The 23040-nt window shown below is 73.4% G+C and carries 21 protein-coding genes and 1 tRNA gene; 10 read left to right on the forward strand and 12 right to left on the reverse strand.

Annotated elements, in window-relative coordinates:
- Positions 1 to 119 precede the first annotated feature (119 nt).
- On the reverse strand, positions 120 to 2384 hold the full coding sequence (locus OG444_RS00225; RefSeq protein ID WP_327260083.1) for a tetratricopeptide repeat protein: 2265 nt from the start codon (positions 2382 to 2384) through the stop codon (positions 120 to 122).
- Positions 2385 to 2541: 157 nt separating this feature from the next.
- Positions 2542 to 2895 (reverse strand): hypothetical protein, encoded by a 354-nt coding sequence (locus tag OG444_RS00230; RefSeq protein WP_327260084.1) that lies wholly within the window; start codon positions 2893 to 2895, stop codon positions 2542 to 2544.
- A gap of 88 nt (positions 2896 to 2983) precedes the next feature.
- Between OG444_RS00230 and OG444_RS00235 the strand changes: the two genes are divergently transcribed.
- Entirely contained in the window at positions 2984 to 3151 is a 168-nt protein-coding gene (locus OG444_RS00235; protein ID WP_327260085.1) for a hypothetical protein, read from the forward strand.
- A gap of 70 nt (positions 3152 to 3221) precedes the next feature.
- Here the strand turns inward: OG444_RS00235 and OG444_RS00240 are convergent, their stop codons facing one another.
- A complete protein-coding gene (locus OG444_RS00240; RefSeq protein WP_327260086.1) occupies positions 3222 to 3677 on the reverse strand; it encodes a hypothetical protein in 456 nt (151 codons plus the stop codon).
- Positions 3678 to 4161: 484 nt separating this feature from the next.
- On the opposite strand from OG444_RS00240, the gene OG444_RS00245 reads away from it, so the two are divergent.
- Both OG444_RS00245 and OG444_RS00250 read left to right on the forward strand, forming a co-directional pair.
- Positions 4162 to 4503, forward strand: coding sequence for a HopJ type III effector protein (locus OG444_RS00245; RefSeq protein ID WP_327260087.1), 342 nt, complete (start codon positions 4162 to 4164; stop codon positions 4501 to 4503).
- A gap of 1161 nt (positions 4504 to 5664) precedes the next feature.
- Complete coding sequence (locus tag OG444_RS00250) at positions 5665 to 6702, forward strand: PP2C family protein-serine/threonine phosphatase (protein ID WP_327260088.1); 1038 nt, start codon at positions 5665 to 5667, stop codon at positions 6700 to 6702.
- Between the two features lie 25 nt (positions 6703 to 6727).
- On the opposite strand, the gene OG444_RS00255 is transcribed toward OG444_RS00250, so the two are convergent.
- Together OG444_RS00255 and OG444_RS00260 are read right to left on the reverse strand one after the other, a co-directional pair.
- On the reverse strand, positions 6728 to 7054 hold the full coding sequence (locus tag OG444_RS00255) for a hypothetical protein (RefSeq protein WP_327260089.1): 327 nt from the start codon (positions 7052 to 7054) through the stop codon (positions 6728 to 6730).
- A gap of 75 nt (positions 7055 to 7129) precedes the next feature.
- Positions 7130 to 8863, reverse strand: a complete 1734-nt coding sequence (locus OG444_RS00260; RefSeq protein ID WP_327260090.1) for a PKD domain-containing protein — start codon at positions 8861 to 8863, stop codon at positions 7130 to 7132.
- A 374-nt stretch (positions 8864 to 9237) separates the two neighbouring features.
- Here OG444_RS00260 and OG444_RS00265 point away from each other — a divergent pair, with 374 nt between their 5' ends.
- Positions 9238 to 10209 carry a phospholipase gene (locus OG444_RS00265; protein WP_327260091.1) on the forward strand — a complete coding sequence of 324 codons (972 nt, stop codon included), beginning with the start codon at positions 9238 to 9240 and terminating at the stop codon, positions 10207 to 10209.
- 98 nt (positions 10210 to 10307) lie between these two features.
- Here OG444_RS00265 and OG444_RS00270 read toward each other — a convergent pair whose 3' ends face one another.
- Entirely contained in the window at positions 10308 to 11453 is a 1146-nt protein-coding gene (locus OG444_RS00270; RefSeq protein WP_327260092.1) for an epoxide hydrolase family protein, read from the reverse strand.
- A 63-nt stretch (positions 11454 to 11516) separates the two neighbouring features.
- On the opposite strand from OG444_RS00270, the gene OG444_RS00275 reads away from it, so the two are divergent.
- On the forward strand, positions 11517 to 12485 hold the full coding sequence (locus OG444_RS00275; RefSeq protein ID WP_327260093.1) for a helix-turn-helix transcriptional regulator: 969 nt from the start codon (positions 11517 to 11519) through the stop codon (positions 12483 to 12485).
- Positions 12486 to 12568: 83 nt separating this feature from the next.
- Here OG444_RS00275 and OG444_RS00280 read toward each other — a convergent pair whose 3' ends face one another.
- From OG444_RS00280 to OG444_RS00295, 4 genes are all read right to left on the reverse strand, one after another.
- Complete coding sequence (locus OG444_RS00280) at positions 12569 to 12946, reverse strand: hypothetical protein (RefSeq protein ID WP_327260094.1); 378 nt, start codon at positions 12944 to 12946, stop codon at positions 12569 to 12571.
- Positions 12947 to 13091: 145 nt separating this feature from the next.
- A complete protein-coding gene (locus tag OG444_RS00285) occupies positions 13092 to 13718 on the reverse strand; it encodes a maleylpyruvate isomerase family mycothiol-dependent enzyme (protein WP_327260095.1) in 627 nt (208 codons plus the stop codon).
- Between the two features lie 59 nt (positions 13719 to 13777).
- The gene (locus tag OG444_RS00290) at positions 13778 to 16444 is read right to left on the reverse strand and encodes a DUF7824 domain-containing protein (protein WP_327260096.1); all 2667 of its coding nucleotides are present in this window, start codon (positions 16442 to 16444) and stop codon (positions 13778 to 13780) included.
- Positions 16441 to 17844 carry an SWIM zinc finger family protein gene (locus tag OG444_RS00295; RefSeq protein ID WP_327260097.1) on the reverse strand — a complete coding sequence of 468 codons (1404 nt, stop codon included), beginning with the start codon at positions 17842 to 17844 and terminating at the stop codon, positions 16441 to 16443. Before OG444_RS00295 ends, OG444_RS00290 begins: the two co-directional genes overlap by 4 nt.
- Positions 17845 to 18069: 225 nt before the next feature.
- Here OG444_RS00295 and OG444_RS00300 point away from each other — a divergent pair.
- A tRNA-Trp gene (locus tag OG444_RS00300) sits at positions 18070 to 18143 on the forward strand.
- Positions 18144 to 18194: 51 nt separating this feature from the next.
- Here OG444_RS00300 and OG444_RS00305 read toward each other — a convergent pair.
- Together OG444_RS00305 and OG444_RS00310 are read right to left on the reverse strand one after the other, a co-directional pair.
- Positions 18195 to 18947 (reverse strand): DUF4328 domain-containing protein, encoded by a 753-nt coding sequence (locus tag OG444_RS00305; protein WP_327260098.1) that lies wholly within the window; start codon positions 18945 to 18947, stop codon positions 18195 to 18197.
- A gap of 91 nt (positions 18948 to 19038) precedes the next feature.
- Positions 19039 to 20403, reverse strand: coding sequence for an MFS transporter (locus OG444_RS00310; protein ID WP_327260099.1), 1365 nt, complete (start codon positions 20401 to 20403; stop codon positions 19039 to 19041).
- Between the two features lie 72 nt (positions 20404 to 20475).
- Between OG444_RS00310 and OG444_RS00315 the strand changes: the two genes are divergently transcribed.
- The 4 genes from OG444_RS00315 (at position 20476) to OG444_RS00330 (ending at position 22968) form a co-directional block, all read left to right on the forward strand.
- Positions 20476 to 21465: a GlxA family transcriptional regulator gene (locus OG444_RS00315; RefSeq protein WP_327260100.1), complete on the forward strand. Its 990-nt coding sequence runs from the start codon at positions 20476 to 20478 to the stop codon at positions 21463 to 21465.
- A gap of 55 nt (positions 21466 to 21520) precedes the next feature.
- Positions 21521 to 22006 (forward strand): hypothetical protein, encoded by a 486-nt coding sequence (locus tag OG444_RS00320; protein WP_327260101.1) that lies wholly within the window; start codon positions 21521 to 21523, stop codon positions 22004 to 22006.
- Positions 22007 to 22151: 145 nt separating this feature from the next.
- The gene (locus OG444_RS00325; protein WP_327260102.1) at positions 22152 to 22517 is read left to right on the forward strand and encodes a hypothetical protein; all 366 of its coding nucleotides are present in this window, start codon (positions 22152 to 22154) and stop codon (positions 22515 to 22517) included.
- Positions 22518 to 22635: 118 nt separating this feature from the next.
- Complete coding sequence (locus OG444_RS00330; protein WP_327260104.1) at positions 22636 to 22968, forward strand: GYD domain-containing protein; 333 nt, start codon at positions 22636 to 22638, stop codon at positions 22966 to 22968.
- Positions 22969 to 23040: the final 72 nt, after the last annotated feature.

Below are 23040 nucleotides of genomic sequence, written 5' to 3' on the forward strand. Positions count from 1 at the left end.
AGCCGTCGGCCGGGATGTCGCCGGCATTCCCGTACTTGAAGGAGGTGCGCCGGTAGCCGATCCGGGTGTCGGTGGCGAGCTGCAGCGCGGACACCGCGAGACCCCGATCGGATGCAGCTTCATGTCGACTTGGCGTCCCGGTTCCCGCCCCCAGTTTTGATCTCCGCCCGCCACCGGGCAAGGCTCTCTCGGGCGTGCACGGTCTGGGGATGGTCCTCCCCCAGAACCCGCGCCTGGTCGACCAGCAACGCGGCTGTGCTTTCGACCGCCGCCTGCTCATCCCCCGCTTCCCAGAGCCACCATGCAAGGTTGTACCGGGTTGTGAGGGTGGCGGGGTGGTCCGGGCCCAACACCCGCAGCCGATCGGTAAGCAGGTCGGCGAACGCGGCTACGGCACTCGGCGCATCCCCCGCCCGGCCCCGCCACCAAGCGAGGCCGTGGCGGGTAGTGAGGGTGTCGGGGTGGTCGGCGCCAAGCACACGCAGTTGGTCATCGAGCAGTGCGGCGAACGCGGCCACGGCGCCGTCCACGTCCCCCGCCTCACCTCGCCACCGGGCGAGGCCGTGACGGGTGTTGAGGGTGTCGGGATGGTCCGGGCCCAGCACGCGCAGCTGATCCTCGAGCAGTTCGGCGGTGGCGGCCGCGGCTGCGTCCCCCGCCTCGCCTCGCGAGCGCGCCAGGTTGTGACGAGTGGTGAGCGTGTCGGGGTGGTCGGCGCCAAGCACACGCAGTTGGTCATCGAGCAGTGCGGCGAACGCGGCCACGGCTCCTGGCGTATCCCCCGCCCGGCCCCGCCACCGAGCGAGGTGGTAGCGGGCGGCGAGGGTGTCGGGATGGTCCGGGCCGAGAAAGCGGCAAGCGGAGTCGGTGAGGTGTTGGAAGTGGTCGCGGGCGGCGGCGGCCTGTCCGCTCTCGCCGAGGCTTCGGCCGACGCGGTACAGCACAAGGTGTGCGCCGGGCCGGTAGAGGGCGTCCTCAGCGTGGTGGGTGAGGGTGGTGGCGTTGGCACGCAAGGCCTGAGCGAGATTGGTGTCGCGTTCGATGGCGGGCCACACGTCGGTCAGGGCGTCGGCAGCGGTGCGAGCGAACGCGTCCCGCTGGTCGGAGGTGAGAGTGCCACAGACTGCACGCTGGATGAGCTGGTGGACACGGACTGCCTGGTAGGGGGTGTCGGGAGTGTGCTCGACCAGGTGGAGCCGGTGCAAGGCGCGAAGTGCGGCGCCCGCAGCGTCGGCCGTGACCGAGAGCGGGGTGGGTGAGGCGTCGGTGGGGCCGGTGCACGTGCGCTGGGCGCTCAGGTGGTCAAGGAAAGGGGCGCTGGCCAGGAGGGCGCCAGGGATGCCGTTGGGGTCGAGGAAGGCGGCGAACTGGAGCAGAGGACGGGCCAGACCACCGGGGCGGAGGGTGTCGGCGCGGTCCAGGGACAGGGTCAGAGCGGCTGCAACAGTGTATTTCTGGTCATCGGGCAGGGTGTCCGGAGCGGCGTCCGCCAGTGCAGTGGCGCTGTCGGCGAGCAGGGCCCGGTACGCCGCGACCGTCATGCCGGAGTCGACGAGGTAGACAGCGGCCTGGGCCAGGGCCAGCGGCAGATTCCCCAGATCGGCGGCAAGCGCAGCGAGCTGGTCATCGGGTTCGGTGCGGCCGTGGACGGCCATCATCTCGCTCAGGTATGCGACTGCCTCGGCTGGCGTGAACAAGCTGACCTCCATCAGACGACGCCCGTTGCCCGCCAAGGCGGCGTCGCGGCGGCGAGTGGTGACCAGGACGCGCCCGTGCGGGCTGGCCGGGGGCCAGAGGCCGCGCAGGTCCGACGGGTCCGCGACGTCGTCCAGCACCACCAGCCAGCGGCAGGGCCGCACCTCGGGCTTGGGTTCCAGCCAGGCCAGGAACGAGACGGCGGCACCTTCCGCGTCATTGGGGTCGGCTCTGCACAGCTCGACACCCGCCTTCGCGTACCCGGCGACCACCGCCGAGCGGCCGTCGGCACTGACCCACACCAGCACGTCCACCGCGCCGTCCTGCCACGCTGCGTGCGCGTGGTCGGCGGCCAGTTGGGTCTTGCCCACCCCGCCCATGCCGGTCAGGACCCGGCACAGCAGGGCCGTGCCGCCGTCTGCCACCGCCGTGTGCAGGTGTTGCGCTTCGGCGCGGTGCTGGAAGGACCTCGCTCGGGAGGGGATCACGCCGACCTGATGCGGCCAGGCGGCCGGCTCCCGGGGCGTGCATTGCTGCACCATGTTCAGCTTGTCGACGTTCATCTCGCCGATGTAGCCGGTGTTGACGAAGGCGCCCTCGGCGGCGTTCGCATCCCCGGTCCCTGATACCCGTGCCGGAAGGTCGGGGAAACCGCCGGTCCCTGGTGCCGGGCCGCGGTAGCCGGTCACGGCTGTCGCCCCGGATGCGGCCGTGGCATTCCCGGTGCCGGTCACGGCCACCCGGGCATCGGCAGCGTCCGGATCGCTTCGCTCACGCTTGTCTCTCCTGGTCACCCAACCGTCCCCCTGCGGCTTGTGTCGTGCGGGTGCGCTGTGGCCTGGCCGGTCAGCTGTAGTCGATCCCGCTGACGGCGCCGCTGCCGTCGCCGTCGGCGGAGGCGTTCCCGGTCCGGTCCGCATTCGCCGATCCACCGCCCCGACCTGCCGGACGCCTCACCCCGGTAACTGCATGGCCCCCGCCGTCGGCCCGCGCTCGTCCGGTCCGGACGGCCACGTCGTCCGTGCGGCTTCCCGGAGTCTGGAACAGCGCCCATACCAGGGCCGCGATGCCGGCAGCGGCCTGGACGGAGGCCCCGGCCAGTTGCCCCGCGTCGGAGCTGTCCAGCAGCCAGAGCAACGGTGTGGAGAGAATGCCGGCCGTCGCCAGCACGATGACCGTGATCTTCCATCCCTGCGACATACCGGCCTCCCCCGTCGTGACATGCCCCACTGACTGATGGTCCGACACTTCACGGCGTACCGCGAGAGGTTCGTCAGACCGGCGCACCGTGTGCGTCGCGTACTCCGTCGGAACCCTGGGCAAGGCCACCTGCGTGGCACTGTCCCTGCCCGCCCACGAGCAGCACCGCCTCCAGCAGGCCGCGCCGATCCTGGGGGCCCACTCCCCCGGCGTCCTGCCGGCCCTGCTGCTCGCCGAAATGACCTGCGGCCGGTGAGGGGAGACGCTCTGGAACAGGTGGGCAGCGGCGGGCCGGAGACCTGTTCGAGGCTGACCTGCCCGGCCGGTCAGCCTCGTGGCCCCCGGGTCTCCTCCTCGCGACGGAATGCTTCGTCGCAGGACTCGGTGATGCGCCTGGCGACCAGGGTGGCGGTGTTCAGGAGGCCTCCGTTGTGCAGCTCCAGCCGCCAGGGGCCGCTGCTCAGGGCCACTCCCGGGACGGGACCCTCCCGGCGGGCCATGACCTGCCAGCCGCGTGCCTCCAAGGCGGTCTCCAGGGCGGCCAGTCGGGCCTCGTCCGCGGGGCCGTCGCCAGTCCAGTCCGCGATGCAGTCGGCCGTCCCGCCCCCGTCCGAGGTAGGGACCGGGCCTGCAGGGATCCCGGCGGCCGCGGCCGCGGCGGCGAGTTCCGCCGAGACCGCGGCCCGCGAGGGGTCGCGTGCGGCGCGGAGCGCGGTCTTCGACGACGCCGGTTCCCGGATCCAGCCGTCGCCGGCGGGGTACTCCTCGGCCGGGGCCGCCATCAGGGCGACCCCTCCGGCAACGGCTGCGGTCACAAGTGCCGCGGCCGCAGCCCACTTTGCGCCACGGCCCCAGCCCACGGTCCTGCCCATACGTCCCCCACCTCGCGCGATATACCGGAGCGGCATGTTCCGGCGCAGACACAGGCTAGTTCCGGCACTTCGGTGACCATCGACCGGCGTACGTGAGAGCTCCGTGCGGCCTGCCCGCTCCGCAGTTGACGGCCAACGGGACGCTCCGGAGAGGAGCGGGGGCCCTCGAGAGTCCGACCCCGGCCACGCGTGCGGGGCGTCCCGGTACGCCTGGACGGTGCGTGCCCGGACCCAAAGCGGCTCTCGGCGGGGCACACCAGCGCACACATCGTGACCTGCGGAGATGCCGCGCGTTTCGGTATGTGGCGGGATTCCTGCCGGCTGGCTGAAGGGGGGTATCGTCCCCCGGTCACGGACGGCAATCGGAGCGTCTGTTCAACCCAAGGAGTCCGACATGACCGATCTGAACCCGCTGCGGGCAAGCCTGGCGTCAGGTGAACACGAGTTCGCCGACACCTTGGCGTTCGTCACCGCGCATTTCGAATACCAGCCGCAGGCATTCCGCAACGGTGAACAGGAAAACGCGGCAGGTGAGAACGAGGGTTCCTGCAAGACGCTGGCACTGGCCCTGCTGGAAGGACTGAGCGACCAGGAAGCACTGCAGGCGTTCGGCGAGCACTACCGCAGCGTGCTGGCAACGCCGAACGACACCGATCACAGCAACATCCGCAACCTCATGGCCCATGGCCTGGCAGGGGTGCGCTTCGCCGGGCAGCCGTTGACCCGCAAGAGCTGAACAACGACGGCACCGGCAACGGGGCGGTCCCGGCCTTCCCCGCGCGCCCGCCGCCGACCGCCTGCGCCTGCGCCTGCGCCTGCGCCTGACATACGTGCCGATCCGCGGCGCGGCCCGCGAACTCCTCTCGGCTGTCGTCCCCGCCGCGGAATTCCTCTGGAGCCGGGCGTCGGGATGCGCGTGCGATGGAGCGGCCGGCAGGTGGCGGAAGCGTCGCTGACTCCCTGCAGTCCCGGTCGGTACGAGCGTGTCCTCATGCCCGGCGACGAGAAGACGCTTGCGGCGATCGGTGCGATCGCCACGGGTGAGAGCACTGCCCGCCTCTACGTCGCCCCCGCCCCGCCGGGCCGGCCGGAGCGGCTGCATCTGTGTGTTCGCGGAGCTCCCGGTGCTGTGCGCGTCACCGGCTTCCTCGAGACGCACCGGGACCTTCTGGTGCGGCAGACACAGGCCGCCATGCGGTGTGCTGCTGCCGCGTGTGAAAGCGCCGGCGACACAGGAGCCGCGGGCCGGCTGCGGAGCATGGCCGGTGCGTTGCCTGCCGCGAGACGGGCCGCGGACAGGAAGAGCACGGGCCGCAGTGTGCGGACGGTCTCCGGTGGGCTGCCGACGCTCGGGCCTCGTCGCTGAACCCAGGCCTGTCGCCGCCTCGCCGGCCCCCTCGCCGGCCCGCTCGCGGCCGCGGAGCGCCGCGGGGGCTGTGCGGGGCGGCCTGCGGGCCGTGGGCGGCTGCCTGGGGCCGTCGGGCCCGGCGTCGTCGTTCTCCGGGCCGGTACGGACGTTCTCCGGGCCGGTACGCAGCGGACCGGGTGTGCGTGGACGTCGTGGGGCTGGCCGCGGGTCGGATTTCCGCGGTGGGGCCGGAGCCCCGTCCGGGTTCTCGCGCCGGGGCTCCGGTTCCGGGGCGGGCTTCGGGGTTTCCGGTCTGCGGAAACCCCGGGGCTCCGCCCGGGGGCCGGGGGGCGGATGTCAGGCGTTTTGCCTGGTCGGCCTGCCTGCAGGGCTCGATGCGACGGCCGGCGGCCGGGCGGCCCCGCGATCCGGGGCAGGCGGCCGGCTCTGATCGTCAGAGCGCTATGCCCTCATTACGTAGATATTCTGTGAAGTGTGATCGAGTCTGGACGGCCGCGGCTCCGCCGGCGCCCCGGCCCGGGAAGACTTGTGCGGCTGTCGCCGGTCATCCTGACCGTCGTCATCGCCAGCCTGGCCTACGCCACTCCTCCGGAAATGGCCTTCAGCCGTCTCCTGCCCGCAGCGCCGGCCCTCGCCGCCGCCATGTGGCCGGTGCTTCCCACCGTTCTGCTCGGGACGGTCTGCCTCCTTCTGATGATCGGCCTCGGCTTCGTCTTCCCCGATCTGGGGACGTGGTGGACGGCCTCGGGGATCATCGCGGTCACCGTGGCGGCCGCGTACGGAAGCCACGTCCGGCTCCAGCGGGAGCGCACCCTCTTCCAGGTCCGGCTCGTCGCCGACGCGGCGCAGCAGGTGGTGCTCAGCCCCATGCCCCGCCGCTTCGGCAGTATCGAGATCGAGGCGCTGTACCTGGCGGCCGCGGCCGAGGCACGCATCGGCGGGGACTTCTACGAGGTGGTCGACACGCCCTTCGGGGTGCGGCTGCTCATCGGTGACGTGCGGGGCAAGGGCCTGCCGGCGGTGGGGGCGGCCGCGGCGATCGTCAATGCCTTCCGGGAGGCCGCCTACAGCGAGAAGGACATGGTCAACGTCGCGCGCCGGCTGGATGCCAGCAGCACCCGCTACAACGCCGCCTTTCCACCCGAGGGGCCGATGGAGCGGTTCGCCACCGCCCTTCTCGTCGAGATCCCGCACGAGGGGAGACGTATCGGCATCCTCAATTGCGGGCATCCCCCGCCGCTGCTCCTGAACGGCGGGAAGGTCCGTTTCCTGGAGCCCACCAATCCTTCGGCGCTGCTGAGTCTCGCGGAGCTGATCGGCGACCACTACAACGTCGACACCTTCGATTTCGCCCCCGATGACCTGCTGCTTCTCTATACCGACGGGATCGCCGAGACCCGCGCCCGCGACGGCGAGTTCTTCCCGTTGGCGGCCTGGATGCGCCGACAGCCCCCGACACCGCCCCGTGAGCTGCTCACGGCCCTTCACCGCGACCTTCTCGACTACAGCAGAGGAGGTCTCGACGACGACATCGCCGCCCTCGCCGTACGGCTGTGCAGGCCCTGAGCCCTGCCCGGGTCTGCCGTTCGGTTCAGTCTTCGGTGTCCGGCGAAGCAGGTGCGTTCCCGGCGGTGGGGGTGATCCGGGCGGTCCATGACCAGGGCTCCCGGGGCGGATCCCATTTCACCTCGGTCTCGGTGTCGTGGAAGTGGCGCGCGAGTTCCCTCACCATCACCGCCGCCGCGGCCCGTGCTTCCTGCGGTCCGGTGCCGGTGGGCACGTCCAGGCGGCCGCAGAGCATTCCGCCTTCCACGGTGAGGATGCTGGTGCGCCAGCCCTCCGGCGTCGCCAGCAGGACGATCCCCTTCGGAATGCCGAAGACGGGGCGCTTCCTCTTCACCTTCTTGCGTCTGACCATGCCGCCATTCAACGACGGCCGGGCCGGTGGGGGCTTGCAGGGGGCGGCGCGCGCGGGCGGGCCGCCCCCCGGGCATCACTTCGACTGGTAGACGCCGAAGACGTCGAGCACCAGGTCGGCGTCCTGGTAGCCCTGGTTCCAGAAGGTGATGACGCCGTGGTCGCCGTCGCCGGCCTGCACCAGGTTCGGGACGATCGCGCCGGCCGTCCAGTTCAGGGTGGAGGTGCCGGGGCGCGGTGCGGCGGGTGCGGCGCTCTCGCCGGGCGCCGGCAGCGGGTAGGGGCTCGGCTCCACCGAGAGGAACCCGTCTCCGCCGGTCTCGGTGACGGTGGTGTTCAGTACGTACGCCTCGACACCCGTCGCGGCCTCGGGTGTGAACCCCTGCGTGATGTACTCGCGGGCCCGGAACCGGCCGCCGGGCCAGCCGTAGGCCTCTTCGCGGGTGTCGAGCGTGCGGAACGGGGTGAAGGGCAGGAAGGCGGCCTTGCTGTCCTTGCTGTAGTAGCCGACGACGTCGACGACCACGTGGGCCGGCATCCAGGCCCCGTTGAAGACCTTGATCGTCCCGTCCGCGGCCACCGGCACGATCACGGCGTTGGCGACCGTCTGGCCGGTCACGAAGTTCAGGTTCGATGCCGTCGGGACCGGCCCGTCGCCGTAGGCGGTCAGGTGGCCCGTCCCCTGGGGTTCGGTCACCGTGACGTTCAGCGCCACGGCCGTGATGCCCTCGGGCACCCCGTTCAGGCCGCTGATCCGGGTCGTGAACGCGCTGCGTGCGGCGAGTTTGCCCGGGGCGGTGCCGGTGCCGAGGCCCTTACGGGTGTCCACGAACCGGGCGGGCGCCATCGAGGTGTAGCCGGCGGCCTGGGCCCGGGTGAAGTAGCCGGTGACGTCGGCGATCAGGTCGACCGGCTGTCCGCCGCCGTTGTAGAGCTCCACGTACCCGTCCTCGCCGACCGGCACGATCACCAGGTTCGGGACGGACCGGCCGGCCGTGTAGTTCAGGTTGGAGGTGCCCGGGCGGTCGTAGCCGGTGCCGGGCCATGCGGTCACGTAGCCGCTGTCAACGGTCTCGGTGACCGTGACGTTGAGGGCGACGGCGGTGACGCCCGCCGGGACGGAGGCGTTGCCGGCCACCTTGACCCGGGCGGAGCCCTGTCCGGGGACCTTGGCCGCGGGTGCGCCGGTGCCGGTGCCGTAGCGGGTGTCGAGGAGCCGGGTCGGGGTGTGCGGGGTGAAGTCGGAGCCGGGGGTGAGGAAGGCGCCTCCGTTGACGGCCTGGACGGCGTTGGCGGTGTCGGTCACCGTCACCTTGACCTGGTACTCGCCGGACTTGTCGTACGTGTGGGAGTGGTGCAGCTCGGCGGTGCCCTGGGCGGTGAGCGTGTCGGTCTTCCCGTCGCCCCAGTCGATGACGACGCCGAGTGCGAAGTCGGCGCTGGTGATCAGAGTGGTGAGCTCGATGCCGTGTGCGGTGTAGCTGGTGCCGCTGACGTCGACCGCGAGGGTCGGGTTGGCTCCCGCGTCCAGTGCGGCCGGCCCGTCCTGTGCGGCCTGCGCCGTCTGCGGGGCTTGTGCGGCCTGTGCGGTCTGTGGCGCGGCGGTTTTGGCGTTCGCCTTGCCGTTGCCCGCGGCGGTGGCGGCGGGCAGGGCGGTACGGATCGTACGGTCGGCCGGGCTGTGGAAGCCCTTGGAGGTGGATGCCTCGGCTATCGCCTCGGCCACACCGGCCGCGGCGGGTACGGGATCCGCCGCCTGCGCGGTGCCCGGGATGATGCCGAGACCGGCGGCCACGAGGGCAGCGGTCATTACGAGTCGGTGGTTGCGCACCGGCCCCCCAGTTGTGGTGATGAGCGAAGAGGGGCCACCGTATGGAAGGTTCCGGCCAAGGGTCGCGGGGTTCTGTCGGGATTCACTCCATAGGGGCCAAGGCTTTACCGGCTGTGCGGTTTGTGATCGACAGGAAGCCGCCGGAACGGGCCGGGCACGCCCGGCCGGCAGGCGCCGGCCGGCACCTGCGGCCGTGGCGGCCGCCCCGTCGCCGCGGAAGCGGTTTCTCGCCACTCGCGGGCCGCCCGGGGGCGCCCTTCACCGGGTTTCGTTCATCATGCATTCATCGCATGCGGCATGCGATGAATGATGCCGATCGCCCGATTCGGACACCGACATGGCGGGGTGTTTCCTTGACCGCTTACCCACGGATGCTCCTGGCGCTGATCGCGGCCCTGTGCGCCGTCATCGGCGCCACCGCTCTCGGCGCGGCCCCGGCGGCAGCAGCCGATCAGCGTCACCCGGTCTATGCCATCGCGCACCGCGTCGACACCCTGGGCGGCGTGGACGCCGCGCTCGCGCACGGGGCCAACAGCATCGAGATGGACGTCTGCGCCTGGTGGAACCCGAACGAATGGCGGGCCTGGCACGACTGTTCATCGGCCGGTGACAACCGGCTGGGCCCCAGCTTCGACAGCATGATCGACCGCATTCTCGCCCACGCGAATGCAGGACGCCGGCTGGCGCTGGTCTGGCTGGACATCAAGGACCCGAACTACTGCGGGGAGCGGGAGAACCGCGGATGCAGCGTCGCGGGACTGCGTGACAAGGCGCAGCGGCTGACGGCCGCCGGGATCCCGGTGCTCTACGGGTTCTACGAGTACCACGGCGGCAGCGACCCGGACGTCGGCGGCCGGGGGTGGAGGAGTCTGGAGGGCAGGCTCGGCGGTCTGGAGGGGATCACGACGACCGGGACCCGCGACCGGGTCCAGGGTGCCTTCAACCGGTCCGGTCCGGGGTTCCCGGCCGGCCGCCGGGTGATGGACTACGGCGACAGCGACATCACCAAGGGGTTCGGCAACTGCACGGAACCCACGTACTACACGTGCGCGGAGCTGAAGAAGGGCGCCGCGGACCGTGACAGCGGGGCCCTCGCGGCCACCCTGGCCTGGACGACCACGTACAACGATCCGTGGTACGTCGACAAGCTGCTGGGCGACGGGCGGGTGGACGGCATCATCGCGGGCTACGGGGCCTTCACCGGGGTGCGTGACTACGACGGCGGCTGGCAGTGCGCCCATTCCATCGGCCTCGTCCGCGACTGGGTGAACCGCCACGGCGGTACCCATCGGATGGCGGCCGCCGGTGACCGCCTGTTCGGGTAGGGCAGCACGACGATGCCGTGCACCGGCCGGGCCCGTATCCGGTGCACGGTGTCGCGGTCGCGCCCGGCGCCCGCGGGGGCGGGTCCCCGCGGGGGCGGTCAGCCGGTGAGGGTGGCGAAGAAGGCGCGGACGTCGGTGAGGTACGCCTGCGGCTGTTCCAGTGCGAGGAAGTTGCCCCCGTGTTCCAGCTCGCTCCAGTGGGTGATGCGGTGGTCCCGCTCGGCGAACCGGCGGATGGCGACATCGGTGTTCAGGACGACGGCGACGCCGGTGGGGACGGTGCCGCGCGGCTTCGGTGCCCAGGCGCTCGCGTCGTGGCCCGCTTCGTAGTAGAGGTTCGCCGAGGAGCCGGCCGTGCCGCTGAACCAGTAGACGCTGATGTTGGTCAGCAGGCGGTCGCGGCCCACCGCGTCCTCGGGGAGTTCGGCGGCGGGGTCCGTCCATTCCTTGAACTTCTCGGCGATCCAGGCGAGCTGGCCGACCGGCGAGTCGTGCAGGCCGTAGGCGAGGGTCTGCGGGCGGGTGGACTGGATGGCGTTGAAGCCCATCCGGTCCTGCTGGAACTCCTCCAGCCGGGCGAGGCGTTCCTGCTCGGAGGCGGTCAGCCCCTCGCATTCGGCGGGGTCCCCGGAGGGGAAGGTGATCAGGCCGTTGACGTGGATGCCGATGACCCGGTCGGGGGCCCGGCGCCCCATCTCGGCGGCGATCCAGGCTCCGCCGCCCGTTCCCTGGACGCCGTACGAGTCGTGTCCGAGCCGGCTCATCAGCTCGACGAACGCGGCGGCGATGCGGCCGGTGTTCCAGCCGGCCTCGCCGAGCGGGCCGGAGAAGCCGGTGCCCGGCGTGGAGGTCACGACGACGTGGAAGTCCTGCGCCAGCGGCCGGATGACGTCGACGAACTGGACGAACGAGCAGGGCCAGTCGTGCAGCAGGAGCAGCGGGACGGCCGCCGGGTTCTGCGAACGGACGTGGAGGAAGTGGATGTTCTGGCCGTCGATCTCGGTGGTGAACTGGGGGAACTCGTTGAGCTCCGCCTCCGCCTTGCGCCAGTCGAAGCCGTCGGCCCAGTACGCGGCCAGGGCCTTGAGGTAGTCGCCCGGCACGCCCCGGCTCCAGCCGGCGCCGGGGATCTCGCTGCCCCAGCGGGTGCGCCCCAGCCGGTCGCGCAGGTCGTCGAGCTCGGCCTGCGGGATGTCGATGCGGTAGGGGCGGATCCGGGCGTCGGTGTTGCTGCTGGTCTCCATGGGTAGAACGATATTCTCGATATAGGCACGGTGCCTTCCTAATGACACTTCAGGCTGGGCTTCATGCTTGATACTTCCGCGCGTCTGCTGCGTCTGCTGTCCCTGCTGCAAACCGCTCGGTCCTGGCCGGGGTCCGAGCTGGCCGAGCGCCTGGGGGTGAGCGGGCGGACGGTCCGCAACGACATCGACCGGCTGCGTGAGCTCGGTTATCCCGTGGACGCCACGCGCGGCACGACCGGCGGCTACCGGCTGGGCGCCGGGGCGGTGATGCCCCCGCTGCTCCTCGACGACGAGGAGGCCGTCGCGGTGACGATCGCCCTGCACACCGCTGCGCAGGGCACTGTCCCCGGCACCGAGGAGACCTCGCTGCGGGCGCTGGCCAAGCTCGAGCAGGTGCTGCCCTCGCGTCTGCGCAGGCGTGTGCGGGCCTTGCGGGCGTACACGGTGGCCGTGCCCGCCGACCGTCCGGCGCCTGCCGTCTCCGCGGAGGTGCTGACCGTCCTGGTGTCCGCCTGCCGCGACCGGGAACGGCTGCGCTTCGACTACCTGGACCACGCCGGGGCGTCCACCCGCCGCATCGTGGAGCCGTACCGGGCGGTGAACTGGGGACGGCGCTGGTACCTGGTGGCATGGGACGTCGAGCGCGAGGACTGGCGGACCTTCAGGGCCGACCGGATCCGGCCCCGTACCCCGGCCGGGCCGCGCTTCGCCCCGCGCGAGGCGCCCGACGGCGACCTCGCGGCGTACGTCTCCCGGCGGGTGTCGGGCGCCGCGTGGCGCTACCGGGCGCGGGTGACCGTGCACGCTCCGGCGGCGGTGGTGCTGGAGCGGATCAACCCCGCGGTCGGCACGGTCGAGGCGATCGACGCCGACAGCTGTGTCCTGATGACCGGTGCCGACACGGTGCAGACCCTCGCCGTCCATCTGGGCATGCTCGACTGCGACTTCGACGTCACCGGGCCGGAGGAACTGGTCACCCATCTGCGCCTGCTCGCGGAGCGCTGTGCCCGCTCGACGCCGCCGCTCCGCTGAGGCGGCCGAGCCGGGCGCCGGATGCGGGGCCGGGCGCCGGGTGCGGCGTTGCGGCCTCCGGCTCCGGGCGGGCGGGAACGGGCTCAGCCGCGTGCGGCGACGGCCGTCCCGAGGAAGGACCAGCCGTCGGCCTTCGTTTCGCGCCGCTCCCCCGGTTGCCACCCGCGGGCCAGCGCCACGTCGAGCAGGACCCGTACGGTGCCCGGTTCGTGCAGGTTCAGGGCGCCGACGCCGACCTCTCCCACCTCGCCCGATCCCGTGGTGAACCCCGAGACGTACCGGGTGGGACCCTCGTCGAAGACGAAACGCAGCAGGCCGCCGGTGCCCGGCGGCTGAGCGTGCAGGGTGAGGGTTTTGCGGCAGCCGCCGTTCTCCGGCACGTGGTGGCCGTGGCGGACCGTCCACATGTAGGTCCGCCCGTCGGCGACGAGCCGGCGGGGCTTGTTCGAGGAGCGGGGCATACGGCGGAGCGTACGCGGCCCGGCGGGACGGTCCCAGGGATTTCCTTCTCGCCGGGCCGCCACTTCCCGGGCCCCGTTCCCCGGGCCGCCGCTCCCGGGCCGCCGGTCCCCCCGCGGCGCCGTTCCCCGTGGCCGGCCGGTCGCCTCAGCCCCCTTCGGCGAGCGCCGCGACGCCCGGGCCGGTGAGGTCGTCCAGGGCCACCCGGCGGCCCGCCACCGCCATCAGGAGGGAGAGCGCGGGTCCTCTGGCCTCCGGTCCGGAACCGATCGCCAGGTCGGCGTCCTTGGCCGTCAGACGGACGCGCGTCACCAGCTCCTTGGCCCCGCCGAACGACGCGGGGGTCCGTGTCTGCAGCCTGAGTGCCCTGACGACGGCCTCCTGCGGGTAGCGGCGGGTGAGCCCCAGGGGCCGTCGGATGTCCTCACCGTGCACGATCTCCTCGACGAGGCGGCTGTCCAGGGGCGCCGGTGGGGTCGACGTGCGCGGGGCCGCCTCGCGCAGCCGCTGCAGGGTCTCGTGCGGCGTGGCCCCGCGTGCGTGTTCGACGCCGCGGGCGTTCTGCCGGTCGAAGTCGAAGCGCGCCCGGACCAGTCCGGTCACGAAGCCCAGGCGCGTCGTGCGGGCCGTGTCGACCAGATGGGCGACCACGTCGTGCACGGTCCACCCCTCACAGAGCGACGGCTGCCGCCACTGCTCGGGACCCAGGCGCTCCAGGTCCTCGATCAGGGCCGCCCGTTCGGCGTGCACCATCCGCCAGACGTCTTCCACCATGGTTTTCCCTTCGTCGCTCACAGTGTCCGCCGGGCAGGGCCCGGCGGCCCGGACATCCGTCAGTGCGCGGCCGGCGTCTGCGCGTTGCGGTGGAGGGCGTCGCGCAGCCGGGCGGCCTGGGTGACCAGGCGGGACCTGCCGCCGCGGGCCGCGGTGTCGGCGAGCCCGGCCGGCTGGGGGGACGTCGCTGCGCACTGCTCCGCGCATTCGGCGGCCGTCGCCAGGAGGTCTCCGGCGCCGCGCGGATCGGCGGTGCCGGTCAGCAGGGCGGGCAGTGCGGCGGACAGTACGGCCCAGGTGGTCGCGTAGGCGCCCGTCGCGGCGGCGGTGCGCAGCGAGTCGGCGAGCCGGTTGGGCTTGACCGTGCCCAGGCCGATCAGGTCGGCCAGGTCACCGCCGAGGCGTACGGCGTCCAGGTCGCCGCGGGCGGCGAGGGTGAGGAGCGCGTCCACGGCCCGCAGCCGGTCCTCGGGGTGCCGGGCGCCGAGTCCGGTGGCGACCGCCAGGTGCAGGGCCGGGCCGGCGGGCCCGCCGGCCGCGGCGAGCAGGGGCAGCTGTGCGGAGCCTGCGCGCCCTTCGTGGACGGCGTCGGCGATGACGGCCGGCAGGCCCCAGGCGGCGAGGGTCTCCCGGTCCTCGGGGAGCACCGAGAGCAGCAGGGCGGTGTCCCCGCCGCCGTCCCAGCAGCGGTCGTCCGCGGTGCGGGCGCGTGCCAGTTCGTGGAAGGGGGGCGGGAACTCGCGTACCACGGTGGTGCGTTGTGCGGTGTCCATCACGAGGCGTGCGGGTGTCCGGCCGCCCCACCGGTACTGCACCGTGGGCGCGGTGCGGCGGGTGACGGGCACCGGCTGTCCGGCGGCGCCGAGCCAGGCGGCGAGGCGGTCGCCCTCGGGCGTGCCGAGGGCGGCGGCCTGTGGGGCGACGGCCGGGTCCCGGCGGACCCGCAGCAGGGCCTGGGCGAAGTCGGCCGGGGCGGGGTCCTCGCCGAGGCGGCCGTACTCGGCCAGGCGGGCGACCAGTACCCGGGCGTCGAGGGAGCCGGTCTCCACGGTGGGCGTGGCGAGCAGGAAGGGCAGGGGCCGGGTCATGATGCGGTGCGCGGCCTCGCGCACGCGGGCGTGGAGGGCGCTGTGGAGGCCGGTGTGGTGGCAGTCGGCGCGCCAGGACGCGAGCGCCGGCTGTGCCTCGGCCGTCGGCGGCATGTCCATGATGGCGGCGGCGACGTGTTCGAGGCCGGGGAGTTCCTGGGTGTAGTGGCGGGACTGTTCGGGGTCGAGCCACCAGCGGCCCGCCAGGGCGGGACGCAGGGCTTGGGCGAGGGCCGCACGGTCGCGGTGGGAGTGCCGCACCAGTGCGTCGAGGGCGCGCTCGAACTCCTCGACGCCCGCGGTACGGGAGTTGACGACGGCGGCGAGGAGTTCCACGGTCTCGGCGACCGTCCGGGGGGACGGGGCGAGCGGTGCGGGGACGGGGACCGGCGGCAGGATTTCCTCGTAGGGGGCGGTGGCTGCGGCGGGAGCGGCGGCGGCTCCGAGGAGTTCCACGGCGCGGGCCCGGTGGAGCGGGCTCAGCAGCTGTGCCCGGTCGGCGAGTTCGTCGCGCAGTACGGGATCGTCGGTGAGGTGCGCGGCGGCCAGTTTCAGGGCCCGTTCCTGGATGTCGGTGTCCGGGTGCCCGAAGGCCTCGCCGAGCTCCGGCAGCAGCTCGGGGGCGGCGGACGGGTCGCGGGTGAGTTCCCTGCCGATGAGTACGAGTTGTGCGCGGACCAGCTTCTTCTCGGTGCGGAACAGGACGGCGCCCGACATTTCGGCGAGCATGCGGGGGGTCAGGTGGCCGGCCGCCGCGACCCGGGCCAGGGTCTGCTGGGCGGTCCCGGCGACGGCGGAGGGGGCGTCGGCGGCCATCGCGATCCAGTCGGCGGCCCGCTCCCGTTCCTCCTCGGCGGTCGGACGGAGCGCTTCCAGGATCGCCTGGTAGGGCTTCAGGTGGGCGGGCTTGCCGCCGCGCAGCAGTCTCGCGGTGCACCCGTCCAGGAGGGCGGCGCGGTCCAGGCACCCCTCGTCGGCCAGGACGGCCAGTGCGCCGGGCCATTGGTTGTGGTCGGCCGTCTCCCAGCGCCGTTCGAGGGCCCGGACCGGTTCGGCGGTCTCGAACAGCCGTGGGGCGAATGCGGTGATGTGGGGGTCGCGGCGCAGGGCGTCCACGAGCGGTGAGCCGGTGGCTCCCACGGCCGCGGCCCAGCCTTCGACGCAGCCGTCGGTGGTGGGTGTCTCGCAGCCGGCGAGCCGGACGAGTGCGCTGATCAGCGGGTAGTCCTGCTCGGCGGTGGTGGGCCGGTCGGCCAGCCGGTGGGCGAGCTTGCCGAGCCACTGCGGGTCGCGGCCGGAGAGTACGTCGAGCAGGGCGGCGGTGGGCGGCTGCGGCCTCCAGCGGCGCAGGTCGGCGGCGCCGATCCAGGCGGCCGCCGCCGCCGCCCCGGTGGTGCAGGCGGCACCGGCGACCGCCAGGGCCGGGCTCATCAGGTCCCGTTCCCGCCAGCGTTCCCAGCGCGAGGCGCGCAGTTCGCGGCGCAGCTCCTTCAGTTCGGTGAGCAGGACCCTGCGTTCGGCGGGCTCCAGCGGCTGGAGGAGTGCGGGCAGTCGGGCGGTGCGGCCCGCCCGTACGGCTGCGAGGACATCGGCGGTGGTGGCCGCGGGGGCGGGCGTGGCGGTGGCGGTGGCGGTCATCGTGCGGCTCCGGACGGGGCGGGGGTGGTGGTGGGGTGGGCGGCCCGCAGGGCCATGCGGGTGGCGAGTGCGTGCTTGCAGGGGCCGCGGCGGCCCCGGTAGTCGGCCCACCACTGACAGGTGCAGCTGAGTGCGCCACCCGACTCGCGGACCTGGTAGCGGCGTTCGCCGGAAGCCACCACGGCGGTGCCGGGGTGCTCCAGGGTGACCGCGCCCGCCGCCAGCAGGGCGCGGGCGGCGACCAGCCGCGGGTTGTGGCGCTCGGCGCGCCGGGCGTCGTAGGGCAGTTCGCGGTGGAAGTACGCGGCTTCGGCGACGTCGTAGCCGACCCGGCCGGCGGTGCCCAGGCGGGTGAGGGCCGCCCGTACGCGGTCCACGGGCAGCCCCGACTGGCCGGCGAGGTCGGCCGGATCGATACGGGGTTCCCAGGCGAGCAGGACCGAGATCAGTTCGGCGTCCTCGGCGGCCGCGTCGGTGGCGAGGGCCTCCAGGACACCGCCCTCACCGGAGAACCCGCGGCCGGCCTCCGGTGACAGGGTCAGGGTGAGGCGCATCCCGGGCAGGCCCACTTCCCACGCGGAGGCGGTGGGGCCCGCGCCGTCCGGTGCGGGGCCGTACACGCGCAGGCCGGTCGCGTGGCGCAGCACCCGTTGGAAGGCGGCGAGCCGTTCGGGGCCGGGCAGGCAGACCGCGCCGGGCACCGGCCGGGTCGTGGGGCGCAGTGTGCGGCCCGCGGGAACCACCCACAGGGCGCCGCCGGCGGCCCCGCCGCCCGTCGCGGTGCGCGGCAGGGAGCGCAGGAAGCGGGCCGTTTCGGCGGCGCCGAGTTCGGCCCGCAGGTCGAAGCCGGTGGTGACGGCCTGGGATTCGGCGAAGCCGCGCAGCCAGCGCTCGGGGAGCGGGACCTTCTTCTCGACGACAGGTCCGTCCAGGGTGGTCACCGCCATGGCGTCGGGGCCGACGCGCAGGTGCAGCGGGTCGTCACCGCTGAGCCGGGACAGTGCCTCGCGCAGCGGGTTGTTGACGTCGACGTTGGTCGTGCCGTGGCCCGTGTCGGCGCCGCGCAGGCCGTCGGGCAGCACGTCGAGCCGGGCGTACACCCCGCAGCAGCCGGAGAACGACTCGAAGCGCAGCCGGTCGCCGTTGCCGGTGACCACCGGGTCGAGGGAGGCGCGCAGGGTGCGCTGGTAGTAGCGGGCCGCGGCCACGTCCGCGACGGCGAGCAGGGCCCGTGCGGCCGCCTGAGGTGCGCTCAGGAACCCGGCGAAGAACTGGGGGTGGGCATCGGCGCCGGTCGGGGTCAGGCCTGACGCCGTCTCCAGGTTGAGGGCCTGGCCCGCGTCTGCGGCGGTCAGGGAGGAGGGGCGTGCGTAGGCGAAGGTGTGTGCGGTCCGCGTCATGTCGCAGAAGCTAGGCGGAGCCACTGACAACGCCGTGCGCCCGCGTGGCTGACGCGGTGAACTTCCTTGGCGCGGGCGGGCCGCGAACCGGGCGCGGCCGCCGGGGTGTCGGTGCCGCCGGGTGGCGTGCGTGCCATATGCGGAGCGTGGTCCTGCACGGAAAGGATCCTGGAGGAGTTCTCCGCTGTCGCCTGCGGAGCTGCGCCGTTACCATCCCGGGTGGGCGAGCCGTAGCGCAGAGGTCGACGCGCGCGGTCTCCAAAACCGCGAGGACGCCGGTTCGAATCCGGTCGGCTCCGCCTCTTGCCGTGCGGTGGCCGGCGTTCCTCCTGCGGATGATCCGGCCGGTGTCAGAGTCCTCCCTGGACCGCTGCGGCGGCGGGTCCCTGTGCGGCCCTGGCGTGCTGCATGGCCGTCAGTCTGCGGACGAACAGTACGGCGAGGACGGCGGCCACGAGGTCGAAGGCGTCACCGGCCAGCATCGTCAGGGCTGCGTCGCGCACGGCCTCGGCGCTCTCGGCACTGCTGTAGGCCCGGCCGCCGTACCACCCCAGGAGCTTGGACAGCACGAAGAGGCCCCACCAGAGGTTGACCAGGGTCAACGGGAAGCGGCGGTAGCCTCCGTCGGCTGCGGAGGGCGTGCTCGACCCCCAGGTGGTGACGGCGATCCGGTACGGGAGCCAGAGGTTGGCGAACGGGATGAACCAGGCGCCGATGGCCCAGCCCGTCTTGAGTTTGTCCGCACCCGGGGCGAAGGCCTCGGCGTTCGTGCGCACCCGGTGGAACCAGATGATGAAGACGATGCCCGTCACGATCACGGCATTGCCGTGGACCGTGCCGACGAGGCCGGTCAGCCTGGTGCCGCGGTCCAGCTCGGCGTCGCTCACCGCGGCGGAATCGGCCAGCATCCGTTCCATGAGCGAGTGGAGGTTCCAGTCGGCGTACAGGGTGCAGGCGTCGGAGGCGATGACCAGCGCGAAGAGCACGGTCAGCGCGGTGGCCAGGCCCACGGGCGCGCGCAGCCGTCCGCCCCTCGCGTCGGGCACGGCGTACGGGCCCTGTGCCGGGGGCGGGGCCGGTGGAGTGGCCGGAGTTGCGGGCATGCTGAGGAACCCCCACGGGTGCGGAACATGAAGAGGCGCGCGCCGGACGGGGCGGGCCGAGGAGGAACCTACGTCAGCAGGTCCGCCCCCGTCACACCCGTTGTTCCGGGCCGGCGGTGCGGCGGAGGGTGCGGATCGCGGGGATCGCGCACAGTGCGGCGCTGCCCGCCAGGCAGGCGCCCGCCGACACCAGCAGCAGCCGGCCCGGGGAGGCCAGTGCGGTGGCCGGTCCCGCCAGTATCTGGCCCAGCGCGATCCCGGAGACCGATCCGGCGAGCTCGTACGCGGTGACCCGGTTGAGGAGGGCGGGCGGGGTGTGGGTCTGGACGCTGGTCGCCCACATCACCGACCAGAACGCCATGGCGCCGCCGCCGAGTACGTGGCCCGCCAGCAGCGCCGGCAGGCCGGCGTCCAGCGCGATGCAGAGCGGCAGTGCGGTGTAGAGCGCCATGGCCACGGTGCCGGCGGCCAGCGGGCGGGCGGGGCGCAGGGGCAGTGCCAGCAGGCCGCCGAGCACCGTTCCGGCGCCGAGGCAGGAGACCGCGAGGCCGTAGGCGTCCGGGCCGAGGCGGGCGCCGATCAGTGCCGAGCCGAGCGGTACCAGGGGGCCGAAGACCAGCACGCCGTAGCCCATCCAGATGAGGATGACCGCCCACATCCAGGTGCGGGCGCGGAATGCCTGCCAGCCCTGGCGCAGGTCGCGGCGGAGCGAACCGGTGGTGCGGGCGCGGGAGTCGGCGTCGGCCGCGGCGGGCGCGTCGGCGGGCTCGGTGGGCTCGGCGGGCTCGGCGGGCTCGGCGGGCTCGGCGGCGGTCGCGTCGACGGTGGGCTCGGCGGGCTCGGCGGGGGTGAGGCGGATGAGGGTCAGGCACAGGCCGCTGAGCAGGAAGGTGCCGGCGTCGATCGCGTACACGGTGCCGGCGCTGGTCAGGGTGATCAGCAGGCCAGCCAGGGCGGGGCCGAGCAGGTGGGCGAGCGCGTCGGCCACCTTGAGGGTGGCGTTGGCCCGTTGCGGCTCGCGGGCGACCAGCGGGACCATCCCGTTCGCGCCCGGCAGGAACATGGCGACGGCCGCACCGGCCAGTGCCGCCATGGTCACCAGCAGCCAGAACGGCGGGGTCCCGGCGAAGAAGGCAGCGGCCAGGATCCCCTGGGTGAGTACCCGTACGAGGTCCGCGCAGACCATCATCCGGCGGGCGCCGAACCGGTCGGCGAGGACCCCGCCGAAGAGGACGAGGAGGACGAACGTCCCGGTCCAGGTACCGAGGACGACGCCGACGCCGGAGATCCCGTACAGGGCGCCGACGGCGAGTGCGGCGGCGACCGGCATCATCGCGTCGCCGAGGAGCGAGACCGCGCGGGCGGTGAAGTAGAGGGTGAAGCGGCGGTCCCACAACGGGGGCCGGGTGGCCAGTGGATCGGGCCGGCGGCCGGTCGGGGTCTGAGTGGCGGTCACACCACCGATATTGGACTGGACCAATCCCCCGTCCCCAGTGTCCTGAACGACATGATGGGGTACTTTCCCGCCATGACGCCGCGTTCGCTGCCCACGTCCCCGGCGCTGCACAGGGTCGTGGCCCTGCTTCAGCCCCCGCAGTCGTCGTTCCCGCTGGCCTGTGCGGCCGAGGTGTTCGGCGACCACGGCCCGGAGATCCCCGCCCGCTACGCGTTCGGGGTCTGCACCGAGCACCCCGGCCCGGTGCGCACCCGGTCCGGCTACGACATGCTGGTCACCGCGGGCCTGGACGCGTTGGAGGGTGCGGACACGGTGCTGGTGCCCGGCTGGCAGCAGCCGGCCGGCACCGAGGTGCCGGGGGCGGTGGTCGCGGCGGTCCGCCGGGCCCACCGGCGCGGCGCCCGGATCGTCGGCATCTGCTCGGGCGCCTTCGTGCTCGCCGCCGCCGGACTGCTGGACGGCCGGCGGGCCACCACCCACTGGGCGCAGGCCGCCGGACTGGCCGCCCGGTTCCCGCGGGTGCGGGTGGACCCCGCGGTGCTCTACGTCGACCACGGCGACGTCTCCACCAGCGCCGGGTCCGCGGCCGGCGTGGATCTGTGCCTGCACCTGGTGGGTGTCGACCAGGGCGCCGCGTACGCGATGCGGATCGCCCGGCGGATGGTGATGCCGCCGCACCGCGAGGGCTGCCAGCTGCAGTACGCCGAACTGCCCACCTCCGGACCGGTGACCGACTCGCTGGCCCCGCTGCTGGAGTGGCTGGGCGGGCGGCTCGACCAGCCGGTCAGTGTCGCCGAGATGGCGGTCCGCTCGCAGGTCTCGGCCCGCACGCTGACCCGGCGCTTCACCGAGCAGCTGGGCATCAGTCCCGGACGCTGGCTGCTGGACCGCAGGATCGCCGCGGCCCGGGCGCTGCTGGAGGAGACGGACCTGCCCGTGGAGACCATCGCGCGCAGGGTCGGTCTGTCCTCGGCGGTCAATCTGCGCCGGCGCTTCCACGAGGCCGTGCGCACCACACCGGCCGCCTACCGGCGTGCCTTTCGCGCGGAGCGGGCCGGGTAGCGGGCCGGGTGGCGCGGCGGCGGTCCGGCCGGACCCGCGTGCGAGGATCCCCACCATGGATCATGAAGCCGTGTGGACGTCCGGAGCTGCGGGGCGGCCCTGCGCCGGGCCCGAGGAGGTCGTGCGCATGGTGCGCGATGCCGCCCGTGCGGAGCCGGGCGGGCGTGTCGAGGTGCTGGTCGTCTCGTGCGAGCTGTGCGGCAGCGGGGCGGACGGGTTCGAGGTCGCCAAGGGCGAGTGTTTCTGCGTGGGTTGCTGCATACCGGTCGGCATCACGGACGGGGACGTGTACCCGGCGGCGTACCCGTGGACGCTCGCGCCGTCCGGGGTCCCGCTGCCGCCCGCCTCGCCGGGGCCGGGCTTCGAGCCGTCGGACCTGCCCGAATGCCCCGCAGGGGACGGCGTGTTCCAGGTCGCGGTCGCGCTCTCGTTCGCGCAGGACGGGGCGGTACGGAGCATCTCGGTCGGCCTGAGGTGCCCGCAGGACGGCGCGCTGTGCCTGTACGTCGACAACGCGCACGTGGTTGCGGCCGCGGCCTGACCGGCGCACGGGCGCACGGGCTCGCGGGCTCGCGGACTGGCTGACTGGCGGACTGGCGGACTGGCGGACTGGCGCGACCGGTAGTCGTGCGGGTTGCCCGGCGCCGATACCGGCGGGCTCCCCCGGTCCCTGTCAGGATGGGCCCGTGACCGAACCTGATGCGTTGGCGGGCTCGTGGTACCGGGGGAAGGGGTCCGCCCTCTCCCTCTGGTCGAAGGACTCGGTGTTGTCGATCGGCTCCGTGGGGTCGGTCCTGTCGATCGGCTCGGTGGGGTCGGTGCTGTCCGTCGGATCCGTGGGCAGCGCGCTCTGCGCCGCGTCCATCGGGTCCTCGCTGTCCATGCTGTCCGCCGCTTCCTGGCTGAGCACGGGCTCGGTGCTGTCGGCGCAGTCCCGCTGGTCGGTGTTGTCCTGGCGCTCGCGCAACGGCTTCATGGCGGCCGGCGTCGTGGCCGCGGCGGCCGCCGCCGGACTCGCGCTGCACCTCAGGGAGCACCGCGGCGGCCGTTAGGCCGTCGGTTGTGGGCCGTGGCGGTTGTCGTGCCCAGCTGTTCGGGGGACTCCGGGGGCTCCCCCGCTCCTGTGCGGCCCGCCGCGGGCACCTCTCGACCAAACGAGAGAGGGACACGATGCCGCTCTATCTATCGAGGTTCAGCTACACGCCCCAGACCTGGGCGCGGCTGATCGGTCATCCGGAGGACCGGGCGGAGGCCGCCCGGTCCTACATCGAGTCGGTCGGCGGGAAGCTCCACGGCTTCTGGTACGCCTTCGGCACCCACGACGGCTACAACCTGTGGGAGGCCCCCGACAACGTCTCGATGGCCGCCGTCTCGCTGGCGATCAGCGGAGGCGGTGCGCTCAGTTCGTTCGAGACGACCGTGCTCCTCACCGTCGAGGAGACCCTGGACGCCCTGCGCAGCGCCGGGCAGATCGGCTACCGGCCCCCCGGCGAGCCGGGGTGACCGGGGCCCCGGGGCGAGCGGCCTGCCCTGACGGGGGCTGATGGGTCCGGGCCGCCGGACGGCGGGGCACGG

Origin of the sequence: Streptomyces sp. NBC_01232 (assembly GCF_035989885.1) — a bacterium.
Taxonomy (GTDB): domain Bacteria; phylum Actinomycetota; class Actinomycetes; order Streptomycetales; family Streptomycetaceae; genus Streptomyces.

Excerpts from the sequence above, each read along its gene's own strand:
- OG444_RS00245 (WP_327260087.1), top strand. The coding sequence starts at position 4,162 with ATGACCGATCTGAACCCGCTGCGGGCAAGCCTGGCGTCAGGTGAACAC.
- OG444_RS00240 (WP_327260086.1), bottom strand. The coding sequence starts at position 3,677 with ATGGCGGCCCCGGCCGAGGAGTACCCCGCCGGCGACGGCTGGATCCGG.
- OG444_RS00320 (WP_327260101.1), top strand. The coding sequence starts at position 21,521 with ATGGATCATGAAGCCGTGTGGACGTCCGGAGCTGCGGGGCGGCCCTGC.
- OG444_RS00280 (WP_327260094.1), bottom strand. The coding sequence starts at position 12,946 with ATGCCCCGCTCCTCGAACAAGCCCCGCCGGCTCGTCGCCGACGGGCGG.
- OG444_RS00230 (WP_327260084.1), bottom strand. The coding sequence starts at position 2,895 with ATGTCGCAGGGATGGAAGATCACGGTCATCGTGCTGGCGACGGCCGGC.
- OG444_RS00330 (WP_327260104.1), top strand. The coding sequence starts at position 22,636 with ATGCCGCTCTATCTATCGAGGTTCAGCTACACGCCCCAGACCTGGGCG.
- OG444_RS00305 (WP_327260098.1), bottom strand. The coding sequence starts at position 18,947 with ATGCCCGCAACTCCGGCCACTCCACCGGCCCCGCCCCCGGCACAGGGC.
- OG444_RS00315 (WP_327260100.1), top strand. The coding sequence starts at position 20,476 with ATGACGCCGCGTTCGCTGCCCACGTCCCCGGCGCTGCACAGGGTCGTG.
- OG444_RS00255 (WP_327260089.1), bottom strand. The coding sequence starts at position 7,054 with ATGGTCAGACGCAAGAAGGTGAAGAGGAAGCGCCCCGTCTTCGGCATT.
- OG444_RS00285 (WP_327260095.1), bottom strand. The coding sequence starts at position 13,718 with ATGGTGGAAGACGTCTGGCGGATGGTGCACGCCGAACGGGCGGCCCTG.
- OG444_RS00275 (WP_327260093.1), top strand. The coding sequence starts at position 11,517 with ATGCTTGATACTTCCGCGCGTCTGCTGCGTCTGCTGTCCCTGCTGCAA.
- OG444_RS00260 (WP_327260090.1), bottom strand. The coding sequence starts at position 8,863 with ATGACCGCTGCCCTCGTGGCCGCCGGTCTCGGCATCATCCCGGGCACC.
- OG444_RS00290 (WP_327260096.1), bottom strand. The coding sequence starts at position 16,444 with ATGACCGCCACCGCCACCGCCACGCCCGCCCCCGCGGCCACCACCGCC.
- OG444_RS00295 (WP_327260097.1), bottom strand. The coding sequence starts at position 17,844 with ATGACGCGGACCGCACACACCTTCGCCTACGCACGCCCCTCCTCCCTG.
- OG444_RS00270 (WP_327260092.1), bottom strand. The coding sequence starts at position 11,453 with ATGGAGACCAGCAGCAACACCGACGCCCGGATCCGCCCCTACCGCATC.